A 19,163-nucleotide genomic window follows, 5' to 3' on the forward strand; every position below is an offset into this window, starting at 1 on the left:
GTCTCAGGCAATCCCTGTTCTATCAGGTTTTAGTGTATCGCTAAAAGCCCAGCCACCTGTTAAAAGGTGGTATTGAGTATGAGAACGATCAGGCTCAAGGTCAAGTAGTTGATGGAGATAATGAATACTTTTTTGGACCAAGCTTCATCGTCCTTGGCACGGAAACCTTGGAGTGCGGCGTAGAGCCACCAAATAGCCAGAAGGAGTCCGATGACCAGAAAGAATATACCGGCATATCCGTATGCATACATCAGGATGGGGATCGGTATGAGAAGCACCAGGTAAGGAATCATCTGATACTTCGTGCGTTTAATTCCTTTGACAACCGGCAACAAAGGGAATCCCGCTGCACGGTATTCTTCCACCCGGCGAATGCCCAGCGCCCAGAAATGCGGCGGCTGCCAGAGAAACAGCAGGGCGAAGAGCAGGACGGCTGCCATATCTACGCTTCCGGTTACGGCCACATAGCCGATTACCGGAGGCATGGCACCGGAGATCGCTCCGACCGACGTGCTCCATGTAGAAGAACGTTTAAGCCAGAGAGTGTACACCACAACGTAAACGAACATTCCGACGGCTCCGAATAGGCCTGCCAGCACGCCTGAGAACAGGAACAGCACGGCTAGTCCCACGACCCCCAGAATGACGGCATACCAAAGAACAACCTTGGGTGTCAAACGCCCGGTTGGAAGGGAGCGATTCCGGGTACGCTCCATCTTCATGTCGAGCTCCCGGTCGAAATAGTTATTGAAAACACAGGACGAAGCCATGACAAGCACAGTTCCGAGAAGTGTCATAATCATCAATCCAAATTGGATATCCCAACGCGATGCCAGCCAAAATCCGGCAAAAGCCGCTATCAAATTTGACCGGATGATTCCGGGTTTCGTCACCGTGATAAAATCTTTCCAAGTCCCCGCCTTATCGGGAGGTGCAGGCGCTGCCGAGGCCAGTGCTGCGGATTCTGAAGGAGCCTGGTATCTCAAGTGATTATCCACGTGTTAACGTTCCTCCTTGTATCTGTCGTTATGGAGGAAGTACTGCCTCCGCTATAAAGTTTATCATATCATTAGTAAAAAGTGTTTAGCAATCCTTCGGAATTCATTCCATCTATATGACAATTCAGTGACATTTGGAAGGGATATCACCTTGACGTTTCGCCGTTGTTTAAGGCACAATTTGTCTATGTAGCAGGATGCCTGTCGGGCCCCTGATATGAATACAAAGCCCGGAGCGCTGACATAGCGCTCCGGGCTTCCATACTCACGTTATGAGAGAGAAATTACAGCGTGCGGCCAGACCCCGAAAGAGCCTGTTCAGCTTGCTGTACCAAACGTTTAGTAATGTATCCGCCCAGGGATCCTGTTTCACGGGAAGTATAGTTACCATAGTAACCGTCCTGAGGAATCGTTACGCCTAGTTCTTGAGCAGCCTCGAGTTTCAAACGTTGTAATGCTGCAGTAGCTTGAGGTACAACCAAATTGTTGCTGCGACGTGCCATATTAAAAATCTCCCTTCACTGAATGTCTGTTTTCCAGTGCAAGCTTGCAAACTTATTATGGCTCCTTCTTGCAACGTTATACGTATTTTTAAAATTTTAATCTTTGGAGGTTTTTTTCATAATGAGTAAAGGCTTATCCCTATGGTTTGCGGTCTCTTCCATCGTCCTGTTGACCGCCTCCGCCATATCCATCAGCTACAACGGATTTCTGGCCGTCGGTCTGGCGCTGCTCTCCATCCTCAACATAGGCTGGGGATTCATTATTAAATCCAAGCGCAAGCCTTCCTAGAAGACCCTTGTTTATTTAGGAGCCAGAAATCCCATCTTGTCCTTCACGCCATCGAGTATTTGGGCAGCGGTCTTCTGCGCCTGCTCGGCTCCCTTGGCGAGAATGTCATGAATTTCACCGGTTTGGCGAATTTCGTGGTATCTGTTCTGAAGCGGCTCCAGAGCGGCTACGACAACTTCGCCAAGCTCCTTCTTGAATGCCCCGTACATCTTTCCTTCGAAACGAGACTGCACTTCCTGCAAAGACACCCCAGCACACTCCGAATAGATGCTCATCAGATTGCTCACCTCAGGCTTAGCGGAAGGATCATACACCACTTCGGCTCCGGAGTCGGTTGTAGCCCGGCTGATTTTCTTGCGAATTTGATCCGGCGTATCCAGCATCGCGATATAACTGCCCTCAACCGGATTGCTCTTGCTCATCTTTTTGGAGGCGTCGTCCAGCGACATGATTCGCGCACCGACTTCAGGGATGAACGGCTCCGGAATATTGAAATACGGACCGAACCGATGATTGAAGCGTGCAGCCAAATCGCGCGTGATTTCCAAATGCTGCTTCTGGTCGTCTCCCACCGGCACAAGATTTGCATTATACAGCAAAATGTCTGCGGCCATGAGCGCAGGATAAACGAACAAGCCGGCCCCAACCGATTCCTTGCCTTCCGATTTGTCCTTGAACTGGGTCATCCGTTCCAGCTCGCCCATATTCACCAGGGTGGTCATGATCCATCCCAGCTCGGCGTGTTGAGGAACATGGGACTGCAAAAAGATATTGGCGCGGTTCGGGTCGATTCCGGCGGCAACGTACAGGGCCGCGACCGATTCCGAGCGATCCCGCAGCGAGCTAGGCTCCTGCGGTACCGTTATTGCGTGCAGATCGACCACCATAAAATAACAGTCATGCTCGTTTTGCAGCTTCACAAAATTTTTAATGGCTCCGATGTAGTTGCCGAGCGTTAGATTACCGCTTGGCTGAATTCCCGATAATACGGTTTTCATGACTAGCCCTCCATTTATTTATATTGTCATTTAATCCAAGTCTGCCCCGTCCTGCGGGAGCATATAGGAACGCAAAAAAGCCTCACATCCGCAAGGGACGTGAGACCGTGGTGCCACCCTTATTCGCTGCAAGCATCATCCTACGCAGGCTGCAGCCTTCCATTCTTGTAACGGAGAATACCCGGCCGGCATATTAAGGAATAACAGCATTATCCCGTTCAGCCCGGCACTCGAAGGGCCATTCAGCAAAGCGGATCCGCCGGTTCGCATCAACCACCGGCTTTCTGAAGGATGGGCCGCACCTGCTTACTTGTCCTTGTCATCGTGTTTCAATCATCATGGATCACTATTACATGCAATGATAAAACTCTTGCTCTGCCTTGTCAATTCCAATTTGGAATCAAGATGTCCGGGCCTATTTGAAGCATTTCTTTTACCCTTTCCACAAAAATCTGTTATGATGTGGTTAATCGTCCAGACCATGATTTCTGTTAGTAAAGGAGCATCGATATGAATCAAGTGACCAAAGGCCAGTGGAATGGTTACGACACCTATATTTTAAACAGCGGCCGTCTTGAAGTGACTCTCCTTCCTCGTCTAGGTAATAACGTCATTGGGATTAAAGACAATGAAAACTCACGCGAAATCCTCCGAAAACCAGATGAAAGCGAGCTTGCATTCTATCTACAGAAGCCTTACCACTTCGGCATTCCGATGCTCATACCGCCAGGCCGGATTTCCAAGGGCCATTTCGAATATGGCGGAACGTCGTATCAATTTGACCAAAATACCGCGAACGACAATCATATCCACGGCCTCCACCGATCACAGGCTTGGTGTGTCAGCGACATAGAGGAGGAGGATGACGGCTGCGCCGTTTCGACCGAGTTCATCTCATCGGATGATCCGAAATGGATTGCCCAATTTCCTGTGCCGCTGAAGCTGGAGATGACCTTCCGTCTTCAGGGGACACGCTTAACGCAGAGCCTTCGCGTAACGAATCTTGGCGCTAGCCCCATTCCGTTCGGCATGGGTTACCATACGTGGTTCCTGCTGGACGGCGAACCGCATCGCTGGACGCTGGATCTGCCAGTTGAAGGCATTTATACTTTGAATAACGAACTGATCCCGACCGGCGATCTTTCACCTCTCGGCCATTTGGAACAACTGAATTCGGGACTAAACCTGAAGGATGCCGACCTGGATACGATATTAAAGATCCCTGAGGGCAAACCTGCCGAGGCCTTGCTGAAGCGGGACGATGGTTACCAAATTCATTATTCGGCAGACCGTGCCTTCTTCAAGCATTGGGTGCTCTATACCAAAGGTGTTGCCGAGCAGTTCCTCTGCATCGAACCGTACACCTGGCTTCCCAACGCACCCAATTTGAATCTCCCGAACGAAGAAACCGGGCTGATTCATTTGGAACCGGGACAGACCGTGAATCTGACGACCAAGATCAGCATTCAGAATACGTCACCGGAGGCAGAGCAAGACTAAGCCAGTGTCTCCATTGACACATAACATCCTCATATACTTAACTTTTCAGCAAGAGCAGCCCTTTGAATATCAAAGGGTTGCTTTTATTTGATCTATGAACAATGCCTACGGGTAATTTTACCAGCAGACGATCTGCCTCCTGCACGAATGAGATCCCTATCAATCAGGTCATAATATCCTCATACAACACCAAAGGAGGTGACATGACATGGCTCAAGGTCGTTCTTCTAACAATCTTGTCGTACCTCAAGCAACTGCAGCTCTTCAACAATTGAAGATGGAAGCTGCTCAAGAACTGGGCGTAACGATTCCACAAGACGGTTACTACGGAAACTATACTTCCCGTGAAACCGGTTCTTTGGGAGGTTACATCACCAAACGTCTGGTACAATTGGCTGAGCAGCAATTATCGGGTCGTTCGAACCTGTAATTAGCATCTCTTCCCTCCAGCCGTAAATAGAAAGAGGCGATCTTCTCCCCAAAGATCGCCTCTTTCGTTATATGTTCTATATAATAAATGATTTCAGGATTCCGAAGCAGCTTCGGCATATGTATTACGAGGGTACCGTATCATCAAGTTGGCCATGTTATAGTTGGATTCAAGCACAGCATCCACAACGACGATGCCTTGTCGTACCATGAATTCATAACTGATTTCGCCATGTGTCCAATGGCGTTTATGTTTCAGACTTTCAAGCGCCATCGAACGAAAAGAGAATTGTTGAGCCTCACTTAGCCCCTCCTCTTGCGGAGCTATGATCCCGTTACGCCCAGACAATGGATTATGCCGTATGCCAAATTTACCAATTACATTGTTTCGTATTTGTACAAAAACCGTCCCCGAGCTTAGACCTCCCAACTCTTCTTCCAGCTCTTTAAACACGATGTCCAGCTGCCTAGCCAGTGATAATTGATCTAGTTTTACCATCCCTTCTCCCCTCCTTTATTAGTAAATCTTCCCTATTATTAGGGCTTATGACTCATTATAGGGGATAGAAATCATTGGATCAACAATATTCAACACATTTGGGTATTTATTACTAAAATTGCACAAATATTTTAGTTTTCCGCTCCTTTATTGCGTCAACTTTCTTTCTTTTACGACAAAAAAAGAAGCCCCGAAGGAGCTTCTTTCGAATATGGGAGTAAATCTGCAGTCGGAGATCAAACGCCATAACAGAAACTGCATTTTTAACTGTTTTTTCGAGGATAACCAACAATTTATGCTAAATGCTCTGTCATTTGTAAGAACTGCTTAATATCGCTTACGCAGGAGTCCGCCGCGCTTTGCCAGAAGTCGCGCTGGGTCAGATCTACATTCAGATGTTTCTTTGCCAGGTTCTCCACGGACATTACGCCTGTGTCTCGAAGCAAAGCATCATATTTGTCCGCAAAGGTCGGACCTTCTTCCAATGCCCGAACATAGAGGCCCGTACTGAACATATAACCGAAGGTATACGGGAAGTTATAGAACGGGGTGCCCGTGATATAGAAATGAAGCTTGGATGCCCAGAAATGCGGATGGTACGATGTCAGGGCATCACAGTATGCTTCCTTCTGTGCCTCCACCATCAAATCGGAGATCTCCTCGCTGCTCAGCAGACCGTTCTTCCGCTTGTCATAGAAGCGGGTTTCGAACAAGAAACGTGCATGAATGTTCATAAAGAAGGCCACGCTGTTCTGAATTTTCTCTTCCAACAGAGCCAGCTTCTCCTCTTCGCTGCCTGCCCCCTTCACCATCGCATCAAAAACAATCATCTCGGCGAAGGTGGATGCCGTCTCGGCGACATTCATCGCATACTTTTGGTTAAGCACCGGAATTCCGCCCATCAGATGCTGATGATAGGCATGACCCAGCTCATGAGCCAGGGTCGAGACGTTCGAGGCCGTTCCGCCAAACGTCATGAAAATCCGCGTCTGGCCGCTTGCCGGGAAGGAGGTGCAGAAACCGCCAGGTCGCTTCCCGGATCGGTCCTCGACCTCAATCCAGCTCTTGTCGAACGCCATCTGCGAAAAATCAGCCAATCTCGGGCTAAACTTACGGAATTGCTCCACGATGTTAACAGCGGCATCGTCATACGAGATCTTGGTTGCCGAAGTACGGAGCGGAGCATCCACATCGGTCCAGGACAACCCGTCCAGACCGAGCAGCTTCGCTTTGCGGTTCAGGTACTCCACAAGCACCGACTTCGTATCCTGGATGACGGCCCACATCGTGTCCAACGTCTCGCGGCTCATCCGGCCAATCGCCAGCGGTTCTTTCAGGACATCGTTCCAGCCGCGGTTCTCGTACAGTTTCAGGCGGTAGCCGGATAGATGGTTCAAGGTATCCGCGCAGTAATCAGCGGAATCTCCCCAAGCCTTCTCCCACTTCTCAAACATGGATTGGCGCACTTCCCGGCGTGGATCATGCATTTTATTGAATGCTTGCCCTGCCGACAGCATGACCGTCTCTCCGTCTTCCTCATACGGAATTTGGATTTTCTTCACGATGGTGTCGTAGAACTCCCCCCATCCGTGATAACCGTCTACCCCCAGCGACAGAGCCAGGCTTTCCAGCTCGGGACTCATCTTATCCTTCGCGAGATTGCGGCTTTCGTTCAGGACGAATTCCAGCTCGGACACCTTATCCGTACCGGTCCATGCGGTCCAGAGCTCATCGTTCATTCCGCGAAGCACGTTATCGAACTGGTTCTTCACCGACTGCAGGGCCGCAGACATCGTAGTTACCCGCCCGGACAATTGTACCGCCTTCTTGTCATTCACGTTCTGTGCGGTCAGGCAGCCTACGAAGGCAGAAACCTCGCGGATCCTTGCATAGGCGCTCTGGAACTGCTCAAGGAAGCGCTCCAGACTGGATGCGCTCTCGATGGTCTCTGGAACAGCCAATGCCTTGACGTCTTGCTGAAGTTGATGTACATCCTGCTCCAAAGCCTCAATAAAGCTCCCGAGCTGCGGCGAGGAGGAGCCTCCTGGAAATATCGATTCCAAATCCCAAGTTTGTTGAAGTGCCATCGAACATTCATCACCTTTCGAGATAAAATATGAATTCAAACGGAATACCATTTGTGTGGACTTAGGGAAAAGTGTATAACTATATATAACTAAAATACTGTTTTCCCTCTTGATCAAACAAATTACTGCTGGAGGAGCTAGAAGCCATGAGACCTTTGCAAATTTCACCGGAGACGGCGGTTACACTGTCCAAGCAGCTGGGCGTTCCGCTGGAACAGCTGATGCATATGCCTCAGCATATATTAATGCAGAAGATTGCCGAGCTTGCCAAGAATGAGGAAGCGAAAGCAACCCCGAAAGACGATGAGTCCCATTCATCGGAGAACTCATGATTCCTTTTTCGAATACGTGGCCTTATGATGTCGTTGGCAACGACGTATATGTACACAGCTGCCCCTTCTGCGGGACAGACAATGTCTTGCTTCCCATGAAGCCTAAGGAGCTTGTGAGCGTTAGGGAAGGGAAAAAGAAGCTGCTCATCTTCCCCTGCTGCCACAACAAAGTTACCGTGCTGGACAGCGACATCGACTATTTGCTCACGGATCAGCGATTGCGCTGACTCTATCTTAAAGCAAGCCATCGCTGCAAATTGCAAATCAACAGCCTGCTGGCCCACCGTTCAGCGGGCTGTTTGCATTTATGACTCCGCCTGAATCGCCGCGTTCTTCTGCTCCCGGATCTGTTCGGCTATCAGCTTCCACTGCTCTCTGGAGGCTCGGATCATGGCAGCATCCATGATCTTCTCGTCCTGGACCACTCTGGAGAACCACTGGACCGCCTCCTGGAACTGTCCCAGCCTGCGATGAATCTCTCCGATCAGGTACAGCAGACGGGCATCATTCGCCCCTACCCCTTCCAACTCAAACACCCGGATATAGGATTCCAGGCTATACCCCAAAAACCGCTTCTCTTGATCCTCGTTGCCCTGATACCGGTACAGCCATGCGATATGGTGCAGCAGGCTGGCCACGATGCGGTCCCGCTCCCCGATCACCTGGGCGCAGAGGAGAGCCAGCTTGTACGACTCCAGGGCATCCTCCAGATTGCGGGGACCTCCCATATCCCTCTTCTCCCAGCGGCATCCAACCTGGTCATAGAAGAGCGTCTTCTGCCGTTCATTCAATTTCAGGGTCGAGTGTTCCGTCGAAGCAAATCCGCATTCGGGACAGACCCGAACCACGTAAAAATCGGGGTTCTCCGATTTGTAGTAAGCGCAGAAATCCGTATCCGTACGGAATGCTTTCTTAAAGCTTGGTCTCACCCTGGACGTTAAGTATTCATGCTCACAGTGCGCACAAGCCACCTTGATGGAATACAAGGGTTCCAATTTCACGCCATTCGCCATCCCTTCATTCGCGTCTAATTCCTGTCCGTTTCTAGATCTAAGGCACTACGGAGTATTCACGAAATGGTGGGCGGGACCCGAAAGACGCTGCAGCACAAAATCACGTAAATCATCCTCCACGCCGATTTCGATTAAGGCTCCGGCCATGCAGCCAAGCCATTCTTCGGCATGACGGTCGGTAATCGGGAATTTCATGTGCCTGGCCCGCATCATCGGATGTCCGAACGCTTCCGAGAACAAGGCCGGCCCCCCGAAAAACTGGCTCAAAAACATATATTGCTTCTCCATCACCGGCAAGATATCTTCCGGAAACAATGGCGAAAGCAGTTCATTTTGCTGCACTCTCGGATAAAAAGCTTCGACGAGCGATCGTACACCCTCGGCACCCCCGAGGTTATCATAGATGCTTAAGTTCGGATTCATATCCGCTAATTCTCCCATCTGTTTATGATTCGCTTTCGATTGGATGTACCTGTCCATTATAGCAAAAAACAACAAAAAAAGGCGCTAAGCGATGGTTAGCACCTTTTAGAACTTATTAATAACTGCGCCAGTCCTCTTCACTCTGGACGAGAGAAGCACGTATAACATAAACGAAGGCGCATACCAGGATACCTGCGACTATGCTCATGATCATCACTCCATCCAAACATAATACGAAAGATGTGCTTTGATGGTTTTTATTATAGCACAATATCCCCGAAAATAAAGCACAAATGTAACCGCTTTCTCATGTTTTTTATACTGTTTGTCCTATATGCTGCATAGATTTTAAATATCGGACCATATTCTATCATTCACAACGATGCCAGGGGGCGTATTCCTTATATGACCATGAAAAAAATGGGCTGGCTCATGCTCGTATCGGCTCTGATCAGCGTGATTGTCCTGATGGCTTTGTTTCCCGAAGCGGCGCTCCAATCCGCACTCCGCGGCCTGGCGATATGGTGGGACGTGCTGTTTCCATCCCTGTTCCCGTTCTTTGTCATTTCAGAGGTGCTGTTGGGGTTTGGCGTGGTGCATCTGATCGGCACGCTCCTGGACCCCATGATGCGACCGTTGTTCCGAATTCCGGGCGCAGGGGGATTCGTGGCCGCGATGGGATATGTTTCAGGTTACCCCGTCGGAGCCAAATTAACCGCCAAATTGTGGGAGCAAAAAATGGTAAATCGGGAGGAAGGTGAACGACTTGTTGCCTTTACCACCTCCTCGGATCCCATATTTCTGATAGGAGCGGTATCCATCGGCTTCTTTCACGATCCCAAAATAGGTCTCATTCTGGCCCTGGCCCACTATGGCGGAGGATTCCTCGTAGGACTGTTAATGAGATTTCATGGCAAGCGCGAGTCCAATACATCAACCGATTCGCTCCTCCTGTCCCAAACGAAGACAAGCCGGCTCAAGTCCGCCTTTCAGGCCATGCATGCTGCGCGGGAGCAGGACGGCCGTGATCTCGGCACGCTGCTGAGACAAGCGATTCAATCATCGCTTCAGCTGATTATCGTTGTCGGCGGTCTTGTGGTTTTCTTCTCCGTGTTTCTTGAACTCTGGACCCGGGCCGGCGTCATGCCCGCGCTAACGGAGGTCATCAGCTTGCTGTTATCCCTCGTTGGCATGCCCGAATCCTTATCCACTGCCATCGTGGGGGGACTGTTTGAAGTGACGCTGGGCGCACGCTATGCCGGGGAAGCGGGTGCCGCTATTCCTCTGCCATACAAAGCGGCCGCGGCAGCCTTTATCTTGTCTTGGGGCGGCCTGTCCGTTCATGCCCAGATCATCAGCATCCTGAACTCTACCAACCTTAGGTATTTTCCGTTTGTCGTAGCCAGGCTGATCCACGGCATTATTGCGGCCACCGCCGTGTTGCTGTTGTGGAGAAGCGTCATGGGGTCTTCGATACCGACGCTGGCGGTGCCGTCTGTTTCGGATTCCGCCCTAAACGGGTATACCCATATTATGGCGGCTTTCTGCATCCTGCTCGGTTTCCTGATTGCAGTTGCGTTGTTTATTCAGATCCTTCGAGGACTGCAGCAGAAATTCCGCTAATTCCCAAGGTGAACATTGTGTTCTTCTCCAAGATTGATTATCATCTTTATATAACCTTACAAAGGAGCTTATCAACTTGAGATATTATGTTCTGGACCGCGGTGACCCATTGTCTGTCGAGCTGACCCAGCAGTTTCACAAGCTGGCGGAACAGCGGGGGTTTGTGCTGGATGCAGAATCTCCGGAGATTGTGGTCTCGATCGGTGGAGACGGCACGATGCTGCACGCCTTCCATACGTTTATAGACCGTATTCCCGACCTCGCCTTCGTCGGCGTCCATACGGGCCACTTGGGATTCTATGCTGACTGGAAGGCGGATGAACTGACGGAGCTAATTGATCATATGAGCGGAGAAGGCGAACACGGCAACGTGAAGCCGCGCCTCGTCAAGTATCCCCTGGTTCAACTGGAAATCCATAAGAAATCAGGAACGTCCTCTTACATTGCCTTAAACGAATTTACGCTTAAAGGCGTTGACGGTACCGTTGTCGCGCAAATTGACATCAACGACGTGACCTTTGAGATGTTCAGGGGAGACGGCATTTGCGTATCCACGCCGTCCGGCAGCACGGCGTATAACAAGAGTGTCGGCGGCGCCATGGTTCATCCCTCGATCGATGCGCTTCAAATTGCGGAAATCGCCTCGATTAACAACCGGATTTTCCGTACGCTGGGCTCGCCGCTGCTTCTGCCCAAGCATCATCATTGTGATATATTCTCGCGAAAAGAACAGCGTTTGCTGCTTACCATCGATCACGTTAATATCTCGATTGACGACCTCGTATCCGTGCGCTGTCAGGTGGCGGAGCAGCAGGTCAGTTTCGCACGTTATCGGCCGTTTCCGTTCTGGAACCGCGTCCGCGATGCATTCCTTGGTTAATATGAAGAGGACCTCTTTCTTACATTTACCAGGAGGGCCAACGCTTCACGAAGTCTTTCCTTTACCAATACCCGAAAAAAAGAACGGTCTACCTGCCAAAATACAGGTGACCGTTCTTTGGTTATTGCGGCTGCTCTGAAGGGACATGAGACTCCTTGGAAGGCTTTGCTTCCTTCTCCTTGGGGGCCTTGGCTTCGCGCGGCTCGCGTCTTGAATCCTTGCCTTCGCGCCGCTCACGCTGGTCCTTGTGCTCCTTGCCCGGTTTTGGACCCTCTTGGGGTTCCTTGCCCCCCTGTGCTTCCCCCTCAGCCCGGTTATCCTTAGGGGATGTTTCTCGAACCTCTACAGGCTCTTTCGTATTGGAGGCATGCTCTTTCGTTTCCTTCTGCTCCTTCGTTTTCTGAAGCACAAAGTGAGCACAGCCAAAATTGCAATATTCGTTAATGTAATCGGACATGCTGGAAAAGGTTGAATCCTTGGCAGCCTTGGGATGATTGTCCCGATAGAAGCCTTTAAGCCGAAGCTGATTGTAACCCCAGTCTCCCACGATGTAATCATAGCGGTCCAGCACCTCGCTGTACCGCTCCCGGAAAGCTTCCAGATTCCAGCCGTTTCGATGGTCCTTTATCACTTCATAGCTTTTGTTTCCGATAACGATCATTGAAAGCTTCCCCTGCCTTTCCAATAGGTTAAGACTGCACCGTCTCTTCCTTGTTGCGTTCCGCAGACTTCACTTGCTCGTGTGCATGATAGGAGCTGCGCACAAGAGGACCGGACTCCACGTGGCTGAATCCGCGCTTCATTCCTTCTTCCTTCAAGATCGCAAACTCTTCCGGCGTGTAGTATTTTTCAACATTCAGATGTTTCGGCGAAGGCTGCAGGTATTGGCCGATCGTCATGATATCGCATCCCACCGAACGCAAGTCGTCCATCGCCTCCAGAATTTCATGCCATTGTTCCCCGACGCCCAGCATGATGCTGGATTTGGTCGGAATGTCAGGCTGCATCGCCTTGGCATTCTTCAGCAGCTGCAATGAGCGGGAATACTTGGCTTTGGCACGTACGCGATCAGACATACGCTCCACCGTCTCAATGTTGTGGTTCAGAATATCCGGCTTTACGTCCATCACGATTTTCAGCGATTCTTCGTCTCCCATGAAATCCGGGATCAGCACTTCCACCGAGCACAGCGGCAGGCGTCGGCGAATGGCTTTGACGGTTTCGGCGAATATGTAGGCACCGCCATCCTTCAGATCATCCCGTGCCACGCTTGTTACCACGCAGTGGCGCAGGTTCATTTGCTCGGCTGCCTCCGCTACCCGTTCCGGTTCCTGCAGGTCCAGCTCCGTTGGAAGCCCCGTATTCACGGCGCAGAATCGGCAAGCGCGGGTACAAATGTCACCCAGAATCATGAAGGTTGCCGTACGGTTAGCCCAGCATTCGTAAATATTTGGACAGCGAGCCTCTTCACACACCGTATGAAGTGTTTTGGATCGCATCATGCTTTTGATTTCTTTATAATTATCGCCAGTAGTCAGCTTGATTCGAATCCAGTCAGGTTTTGGCTGTTTGGTTTTAGACAAAGAAAAAACCTTCTTTCGAATGTAATGATGTAACTCAAGACATACCCCATCGTTTGCTGTCCCATATTATATCATGAAAACCATCATATTACTTGTTTCGCATCGATATGAGATTAATCTAGTTGCGGCATGGATAAAAATCCTTGTTTCGATTCACCCTACAGGTAGGCATGACTGTCCGTCCTTAATTACGACTATCGAAAAAGGGAGGAGAAGGACAATATGAGGATTTTACAACCATTGCGCGCAAGGGGCATCATGTATCGGTCCACGGCTGCAGTCATGGCGGCCTTGATGGCTGCCTGCTGCATATGCGGGCCTGCGTCCGCATCCGCCTCCATGGCAGTCAGCGCGGCTGACGATGCGGCTAAAGCAACGGATGCTGCAGCGAATTTTGCGGACCGGAAATCTTTATACGATCAGGTTTCCACCGTTACCCAAATTCCTTGGCACCGCCTAGCGGCCATTGACCAGTATGAACGAACGCTGACCCGGGTTCATCCCAAGGATCGAAAGCATCCGGACCGCACCCTCGGTATCTTTATCCCTTCCACCCGATGGGCTGGCCCGTTGAATCCCAATCAGGAAGACGTGAATCCCACGTCGATCAGCGTGTTCTCCGGGATCGGGCTCGATGGGGACGGGGATGGCAAGGCAGACCCCAATAATGATATCGACCTGCTCTACACGGTTGCGACAAGACTTTCCCCTTATGGGCATGCCGCTGATGATTTCAGCATCGGCCTATGGTCATACTACCAGAACACGCGGGCCGTACAGCGCATCATGCAGTATGCCAAACTGTACGAGACCTTCGGGAAGCTGGACCTGTTCGACCATGCGTTTCCCCTTCCCGTCAAGAGCAACTATTCCTACCGAAGCACCTTTGGCATGGGGCGCAACTGGGGAGGTAAAAGGGTTCACGAGGGAACGGATTTGTTTGCTTCATACGGAGTCCCCGTTCGAAGCACCTGTTACGGCGTCGTCGAAATTAAAGGCTGGAATAAATACGGCGGCTGGCGCATCGGCATCCGTGACTTGAACAATCATTACCATTATTACGCCCATCTGCAGGGCTTTGATAAAGGGATTTCGCTCGGGGATGTCGTTACGCCAGGTCAAACCCTCGGCTGGGTCGGCAGTTCGGGCTACGGCAAGCCCGGAACCCAGGGCAAATTCCCACCGCACCTGCATTACGGCATCTACCGGGACACCGGATTGACCGAATGGGCTTTCGATCCTTACCCGCTGCTGAAGCACTGGGAACTGGAAGAAAAACGCTCGAAGAAAAAAACGCGCTCCTGAATTCAAACCAGGGGCGCGTTTTTCCTTTAAGGACATCCCTCATGACACATAAACGGCCAATCCATGCTACACGTACACAATCCAGTTTGGGAATGAGCGAGAATGAGCGTCTTACTCGCCTGTTGCGCTTCCCTCCGTATGCCCTGACATGTCGGCGCCGCCCGGCGTAGGCACAAGAGGCGTCGTCGTTCCCTGGGCAGGAGGGTCCGGCGTCGTTGCAGGCGGAATCTCCTGCTGCCCGTCATGGGTGTTCTCGTCCGTTACCGGCGGCGGTATCGCGATGCTCGGTGCGCTTGCCTTATTCTCGCCGACCGCCTTTCCTTGGCCGTCGTAATAATACATCGGCACATCGCCTACCACGAGCAGATACGAGATCGGAATATCGGTCTCCACGATTTGCGGCTCCATGTCAAAAGGAACGACAACCGCTACCTCCGTCACGATGTGGACGAATACCTCCACCAGGATCATATTGATGCCGGCCCCCTGCTGCCTCGTATCCAGCTGAACCTTTACCGCTCCTTGGGGTTCGATCTTTAAAGGTATTTGCGGACCGAATGAAGCGATGATCGGGCTTTTTAACACCTGTCCCAGCGGAATTTGCTCTTTGCGCTTATGGATTTCGTCCAGCGTGCTCTGCACGACCTGCGTCGTATGGGACGTGATTTTTAAATGCTCGGCATAATTCAGCATGAATCCGGTCACTTTGCCCGAGCTGTCCGTTTTCCAGTTGACCAGATTATCAAAATCCTTGCCCTGCGTCACCTGGGAGGTGATCGCTTTATTGATGGCTTCGGTAGCGATCTGCTTAACCCGGATTTGGGCTAAATGCATGATCGGCGGCCGCAGATTCTGCTCGATATACATAAAAAACTCAACGATCCCAAACACAAGGAGCAGAGCGCCGATCAGCCACCATTTTTTTGTGCTTCGCCGTTTGGTAGCCTGAGGACGCCCCCGGCTCTGCGGTACGGGCCGAAAGCCTCTGCGCGGTGGTTTGTAAGCTCTCCTTGGTTTTGGCCACGACAGCGACGGAAAGGCCAAACGCCTGCTTCCCCATCTCTTTCGTCTCATGCTTGGTCCCCCCTATTTACGCCCCGAGGAGCATGTTTACCATGGCAAGCTCTCCTGTATAGAAGGTATGCGGACAAACGGCAAAAAAGAAGAGCAAGGATGGCTTATCCTCACTCTTCTTCCTTAGCGTTCTTTGGATCGTCTTCTTGATCTTCCACGTAGTATTTCAGCATCGACAGTTTGTTCTCCCAGAAGCGGTCGAAATAAGACAGCCAATCCTTCAATTCCTTAAGCGGCTCTGCTTGCAGGCGATAGCGGGTCTCGCGTCCAACCTTGCGGTCCTGCACCAGACCCGCTTCCTCCAAAATTCGGAGATGCTTGGACACGGCGGTTCGCGTCATGGAGAAATATCCCGTAATTTCCTTAACCGGCATTTCCTTATCGCTTAACAAGCCGAGCAGCTTACGACGAGTCGGATCTGCGATGGCTTGGTAGACATCATGCTTCGGAGCGGCCTGCGACATCGGTTAAGCCTCGACGTATCCCGCAAGCTTCTGAACAATGCCAGCCCAGCCGTTGTCCATGCGGCCTCGAACGATGTCATGCGCTTCCCCGAACTCGGTTACTTGATCCGCTGTCCATCCGCCGTGGATGAGCGTGAATTCCGTATGATCTCCCTGCTCCACCAGTTCGAAGGTAACGCTCCAATCCTTGCCCCAGTTAAAAGACAACCGGTTAGGCTCATCAATAAGCGTCACCTTGCATGGTGAATTTCCGAAGGGGCCGGCATTCAATTGAAACTCGAACCCTTCCACCGGTTCAAAATTGTTGGGCATGAACCACGACGAAATCCCTTCAGCCGTGGCTACGGCTTTCCACACCTTCTGGATGGGCGCTTTCAGCACAAGCGTATGACGAATATCCGGCAGCTTGCCGTTTGTTGCGTTGTCCATATCAGTTTCATCCCTCGCTTAAACTTGAAATTATGAAACCATTTGGTTTCCCTTCATGCATTATAGGACACCAAATGGTTTTACGTCAAATCCCAATATTCACCTGTTCGGCGTCACCCTTAGGTCAATCAGCCGACTAATCGGCGCAAAGCAGGCACCTTGCCAGCACACCGCACTACTTAACCTCACGTTAGGGTTGATCCGGATACGTCTTTTTCAGGAACGCGATCGATTCGCGAATCAGCTGCTTCAGCACCTCAACATCAATGTCCGCCACTTTATTGATGTACACGCAGCCTTTCCCCGCCGTATGCTTGCCGAAATTCGTCAGCAGCTCCTCCCGCTGATCATCGCCTGGCGCAAAATACAGGCTGATCTTCGCTTTTCGCGGCGAGAATCCTACAAACGGCGCATCTCCCTCATGTCCGGAGGCGTAACGATAATGATAGGAGCCGAAACCAATGATGCTCGGCCCCCACATTTTGGCCGCAAAACCGCTCGTTTCTTCAAAAATCTCCAGCAAACGATAGGCATCCTCCCGTTTTTTGGGCGAATCCACTTGCTCGATAAACTCCACCACGCTGTGATCCGTTTCTTTGGTTTTTTGCTTGTACACGGGTTTAACTCCTTTCGAACACGCTTGTTATTATGACCATCCCTGCCAAAAATAAAAAAAGGCCGGTTATGATCAGCAACGTTATCTAATCATTCCCCGCCTAATCTTGCCATTTCTGTCTTTATAGTTCAGCAGCGTACTCCCTCTGCCTTAAAGCCTCGTACATCAATACGGAAGCGGCCATAGCGGCATTCAGCGATTCGGCACGCCCCGGCATAGGGATACGGATGGCATCGTCCACGAGTGCCGCGACCTCAGGCGAGACGCCGCGTCCTTCGCTGCCGATGACGATCCAGCTTGTCCCTTTGAAGTCGTACTCGAAGCATGAGCGCTGTCCTTCCAGCATGGTGGTCACCAATCTGGCTCCCCGTTCCCTCGCTTCCGGCAGGATGCTCAGCAGATCACCCTCCAGCACCGGCAGATGGAACAGAGATCCCATGGTGGAGCGCAGTGTCTTGGGATTGTACAAATCCGCACAGCCTCGCCCCAGGACCACGCCGGCAGCCCCTACGGCATCTGCGCTTCGTATGATGGTCCCCACATTGCCCGGATCCTGGAGACCGTCGAGAACAACGACCATACCGTTCTCGCGCAGGATCAGGTCCTGCCATTGCCGCGCTTCCTTGCGAATGACGGCAAACACCTGCTGCGGCGACGGCGTATCGCTGACCTTCGATATGACGGCATGGGATACGCCGATCCATTCGGCACCTTGTCCTGTATCCGTAATATGACGAAGCTCTTGGGGGATGCCCTTGTCCACGTCATAAGCCACGCACTCGATGTCCGCGCCGGATGACAGGGCTTCCTGTACGAGATGGATGCCTTCCACCACATACTTGTTCTGCTTGTCCCGGTGTTTTTTCTCCTGCAGCTGTGCCCAGCCCTTCACTCTGGCATTCTGCGGCGATAATATCTCCATTGTTAATCCATCCGTTCTTTTACATATATACTCATCAGAGCCCAGGTTCGGCACGGTATCCGAAGCTGACGGCTTTATTTGGGGTAAGCAAGCTCCAGCTTCGTTAAGTCATTCTTATGTCCCACGATGACAAGCACATCGCCTTCCTCAATCCGGTCATCCGGACTCGGCGAAATGTTCATGTCCGCATCGCTTCGAATCGCCATGACATTGCACCCGAATCGTGCGCGAATATCCAGCTCTCTCAAATTGTGGCCAATCAGCTCGCCTGTAGCCAGCATCTCCATAATGCTGTAGTCGTCCGACAAATCGATATAGTCCAGAATATTCGGCGAGACCAGATGGTGGGCAACCCGAAGCCCCATGTCCCGCTCTGGGAAAATCACCTTGTCCGCGCCGATTTTGTTAAGCACTTTTCCGTGCAGCTCATTCTTCGCTTTAACGATAATAGCCGGTACGCCAAGATCCTTCAGAATCAGCGTTGTCAAAATGCTGGATTGAATATCCTCCCCGATAGCCACGACAACCACATCAAAATTCCGAATGCCGAGCGCCCGGAGCGCCTCTTCATCGGTCGAATCCGCCGAAACGGCATGCGTGACCATGCTGGCAGTTTCCTGAATACGCTGTTCGCTCGCATCAACGGCTAATACGTCAAATCCCATGCTGCTCAATTCCTTGGCAACACTTGTGCCAAAACGCCCCATACCGATTACTGCGTACTGCTTCTTAGCCATTTATATATCCCCCCACGAGCCTAGGTCGATCCTTAATCATCAATGATAACAGTATATCATACTGTCCAGAATACTTGAATGTAACTCCCCTGGAACGGGCACATTACACAATGACCCTTATATAACAAGGAGGAACATTTCGATGTCCATATTGTTAGATCTAAGGCAAGCCGTCATTCATAAAGTCCACAATCAGGACGAAGAAGAGCTGCGCTCCATGATCGAGGGTTCCGTTGACGGGCCTGAAGCCGCCCTGCCGGGACTCGGCGTGATGTTTGAAATGATGTGGAAAGACATGGATGCTGCCCAGCAGAACACCCTCGTCTCTTCCCTTCACGACCATTTGAAAACCGTTACGCCTGGCAATCTTCAGGGATAATCCCGCGCTCAACAAAAAAGAACAATCCCCTTAGCCCTTAAAGCTGAGGGGATTGTTCTTTATATTGCATATTTATGCCA

The 19,163-nt window shown here is 51.1% G+C and carries 24 protein-coding genes and 1 other annotated feature; of the genes, 9 read left to right on the forward strand and 15 right to left on the reverse strand.

Annotation, left to right across the window (positions count from 1 at the left end; genetic code table 11):
• Positions 1-59: 59 nt before the first annotated feature.
• The gene (gene cyoE, locus GYMC10_RS27055) at positions 60-998 is read right to left on the reverse strand and encodes a heme o synthase (RefSeq protein WP_009592896.1); all 939 of its coding nucleotides are present in this window, start codon (positions 996-998) and stop codon (positions 60-62) included.
• Positions 999-1,282: 284 nt separating this feature from the next.
• A complete protein-coding gene (locus tag GYMC10_RS27060) occupies positions 1,283-1,501 on the reverse strand; it encodes an alpha/beta-type small acid-soluble spore protein (protein ID WP_015737431.1) in 219 nt (72 codons plus the stop codon).
• Between the two features lie 121 nt (positions 1,502-1,622).
• Here GYMC10_RS27060 and GYMC10_RS32680 point away from each other — a divergent pair, with 121 nt between their 5' ends.
• Complete coding sequence (locus GYMC10_RS32680) at positions 1,623-1,790, forward strand: hypothetical protein (RefSeq protein ID WP_009592873.1); 168 nt, start codon at positions 1,623-1,625, stop codon at positions 1,788-1,790.
• An 11-nt stretch (positions 1,791-1,801) separates the two neighbouring features.
• Here the strand turns inward: GYMC10_RS32680 and trpS are convergent, their stop codons facing one another.
• Positions 1,802-2,788 (reverse strand): tryptophan--tRNA ligase, encoded by a 987-nt coding sequence (gene trpS / locus GYMC10_RS27065; protein WP_015737432.1) that lies wholly within the window; start codon positions 2,786-2,788, stop codon positions 1,802-1,804.
• A 90-nt stretch (positions 2,789-2,878) separates the two neighbouring features.
• Positions 2,879-3,120 (reverse strand) — a binding site (T-box leader).
• Positions 3,121-3,298: 178 nt separating this feature from the next.
• Here trpS and GYMC10_RS27070 point away from each other — a divergent pair.
• A complete protein-coding gene (locus tag GYMC10_RS27070; RefSeq protein WP_015737433.1) occupies positions 3,299-4,288 on the forward strand; it encodes an aldose 1-epimerase in 990 nt (329 codons plus the stop codon).
• A 208-nt stretch (positions 4,289-4,496) separates the two neighbouring features.
• The gene (locus GYMC10_RS27075) at positions 4,497-4,718 is read left to right on the forward strand and encodes an alpha/beta-type small acid-soluble spore protein (protein ID WP_006212633.1); all 222 of its coding nucleotides are present in this window, start codon (positions 4,497-4,499) and stop codon (positions 4,716-4,718) included.
• A gap of 93 nt (positions 4,719-4,811) precedes the next feature.
• Here the strand turns inward: GYMC10_RS27075 and GYMC10_RS27080 are convergent, their stop codons facing one another.
• Positions 4,812-5,216, reverse strand: coding sequence for a hypothetical protein (locus GYMC10_RS27080; protein ID WP_009591435.1), 405 nt, complete (start codon positions 5,214-5,216; stop codon positions 4,812-4,814).
• Positions 5,217-5,509: 293 nt separating this feature from the next.
• A complete protein-coding gene (locus tag GYMC10_RS27085) occupies positions 5,510-7,303 on the reverse strand; it encodes a M3 family oligoendopeptidase (protein WP_015737434.1) in 1,794 nt (597 codons plus the stop codon).
• 146 nt (positions 7,304-7,449) lie between these two features.
• Here GYMC10_RS27085 and GYMC10_RS27090 point away from each other — a divergent pair, with 146 nt between their 5' ends.
• Positions 7,450-7,635, forward strand: a complete 186-nt coding sequence (locus tag GYMC10_RS27090; RefSeq protein ID WP_015737435.1) for a YycC family protein — start codon at positions 7,450-7,452, stop codon at positions 7,633-7,635.
• Positions 7,632-7,862, forward strand: a complete 231-nt coding sequence (locus GYMC10_RS27095) for a hypothetical protein (protein WP_009591425.1) — start codon at positions 7,632-7,634, stop codon at positions 7,860-7,862. Before GYMC10_RS27090 ends, GYMC10_RS27095 begins: the two co-directional genes overlap by 4 nt.
• 78 nt (positions 7,863-7,940) lie before the next feature.
• Here the strand turns inward: GYMC10_RS27095 and GYMC10_RS27100 are convergent, their stop codons facing one another.
• Positions 7,941-8,636 (reverse strand): DUF2225 domain-containing protein, encoded by a 696-nt coding sequence (locus tag GYMC10_RS27100; RefSeq protein ID WP_015737436.1) that lies wholly within the window; start codon positions 8,634-8,636, stop codon positions 7,941-7,943.
• Positions 8,637-8,693: 57 nt separating this feature from the next.
• Positions 8,694-9,071 carry a globin gene (locus tag GYMC10_RS27105; RefSeq protein WP_015737437.1) on the reverse strand — a complete coding sequence of 126 codons (378 nt, stop codon included), beginning with the start codon at positions 9,069-9,071 and terminating at the stop codon, positions 8,694-8,696.
• Positions 9,072-9,476: 405 nt separating this feature from the next.
• On the opposite strand from GYMC10_RS27105, the gene ylbJ reads away from it, so the two are divergent.
• Positions 9,477-10,694 carry a sporulation integral membrane protein YlbJ gene (ylbJ, locus tag GYMC10_RS27110; RefSeq protein WP_015737438.1) on the forward strand — a complete coding sequence of 406 codons (1,218 nt, stop codon included), beginning with the start codon at positions 9,477-9,479 and terminating at the stop codon, positions 10,692-10,694.
• Between the two features lie 76 nt (positions 10,695-10,770).
• Positions 10,771-11,574 (forward strand): NAD kinase, encoded by an 804-nt coding sequence (locus GYMC10_RS27115; RefSeq protein WP_009591431.1) that lies wholly within the window; start codon positions 10,771-10,773, stop codon positions 11,572-11,574.
• Between the two features lie 121 nt (positions 11,575-11,695).
• Here GYMC10_RS27115 and GYMC10_RS27120 read toward each other — a convergent pair whose 3' ends face one another.
• Together GYMC10_RS27120 and lipA are read right to left on the reverse strand one after the other, a co-directional pair.
• Entirely contained in the window at positions 11,696-12,235 is a 540-nt protein-coding gene (locus GYMC10_RS27120) for a YutD family protein (RefSeq protein ID WP_015737439.1), read from the reverse strand.
• Between the two features lie 28 nt (positions 12,236-12,263).
• On the reverse strand, positions 12,264-13,157 hold the full coding sequence (gene lipA / locus GYMC10_RS27125) for a lipoyl synthase (RefSeq protein WP_009591422.1): 894 nt from the start codon (positions 13,155-13,157) through the stop codon (positions 12,264-12,266).
• Positions 13,158-13,379: 222 nt separating this feature from the next.
• Between lipA and GYMC10_RS27130 the strand changes: the two genes are divergently transcribed.
• On the forward strand, positions 13,380-14,462 hold the full coding sequence (locus tag GYMC10_RS27130) for a M23 family metallopeptidase (protein ID WP_015737440.1): 1,083 nt from the start codon (positions 13,380-13,382) through the stop codon (positions 14,460-14,462).
• 111 nt (positions 14,463-14,573) lie between these two features.
• Here GYMC10_RS27130 and yunB read toward each other — a convergent pair whose 3' ends face one another.
• The 6 genes from yunB to GYMC10_RS27160 all read right to left on the reverse strand — a co-directional run bounded on the left by yunB (position 14,574) and on the right by GYMC10_RS27160 (position 18,704).
• Complete coding sequence (yunB, locus tag GYMC10_RS27135) at positions 14,574-15,536, reverse strand: sporulation protein YunB (protein ID WP_049788750.1); 963 nt, start codon at positions 15,534-15,536, stop codon at positions 14,574-14,576.
• A 110-nt stretch (positions 15,537-15,646) separates the two neighbouring features.
• Entirely contained in the window at positions 15,647-16,000 is a 354-nt protein-coding gene (locus GYMC10_RS27140) for an ArsR/SmtB family transcription factor (protein ID WP_015737442.1), read from the reverse strand.
• Between the two features lie 3 nt (positions 16,001-16,003).
• Positions 16,004-16,429 (reverse strand): SRPBCC family protein, encoded by a 426-nt coding sequence (locus GYMC10_RS27145; RefSeq protein WP_009591414.1) that lies wholly within the window; start codon positions 16,427-16,429, stop codon positions 16,004-16,006.
• Between the two features lie 190 nt (positions 16,430-16,619).
• Positions 16,620-17,045 carry a DUF1801 domain-containing protein gene (locus GYMC10_RS27150; protein WP_015737443.1) on the reverse strand — a complete coding sequence of 142 codons (426 nt, stop codon included), beginning with the start codon at positions 17,043-17,045 and terminating at the stop codon, positions 16,620-16,622.
• Positions 17,046-17,166: 121 nt separating this feature from the next.
• On the reverse strand, positions 17,167-17,967 hold the full coding sequence (locus tag GYMC10_RS27155; RefSeq protein ID WP_015737444.1) for a TrmH family RNA methyltransferase: 801 nt from the start codon (positions 17,965-17,967) through the stop codon (positions 17,167-17,169).
• Positions 17,968-18,041: 74 nt separating this feature from the next.
• Positions 18,042-18,704, reverse strand: a complete 663-nt coding sequence (locus GYMC10_RS27160) for a potassium channel family protein (RefSeq protein WP_009591426.1) — start codon at positions 18,702-18,704, stop codon at positions 18,042-18,044.
• 142 nt (positions 18,705-18,846) lie between these two features.
• Here GYMC10_RS27160 and sspI point away from each other — a divergent pair, with 142 nt between their 5' ends.
• On the forward strand, positions 18,847-19,083 hold the full coding sequence (gene sspI, locus GYMC10_RS27165) for a small acid-soluble spore protein SspI (RefSeq protein WP_009591415.1): 237 nt from the start codon (positions 18,847-18,849) through the stop codon (positions 19,081-19,083).
• The last annotated feature ends 80 nt before the right edge of the window (positions 19,084-19,163 follow it).

The organism is Paenibacillus sp. Y412MC10 (genome assembly GCF_000024685.1).
In the GTDB taxonomy this organism is placed as follows: Bacteria; Bacillota; Bacilli; order Paenibacillales; family Paenibacillaceae; genus Paenibacillus_AQ; species Paenibacillus_AQ lautus_A.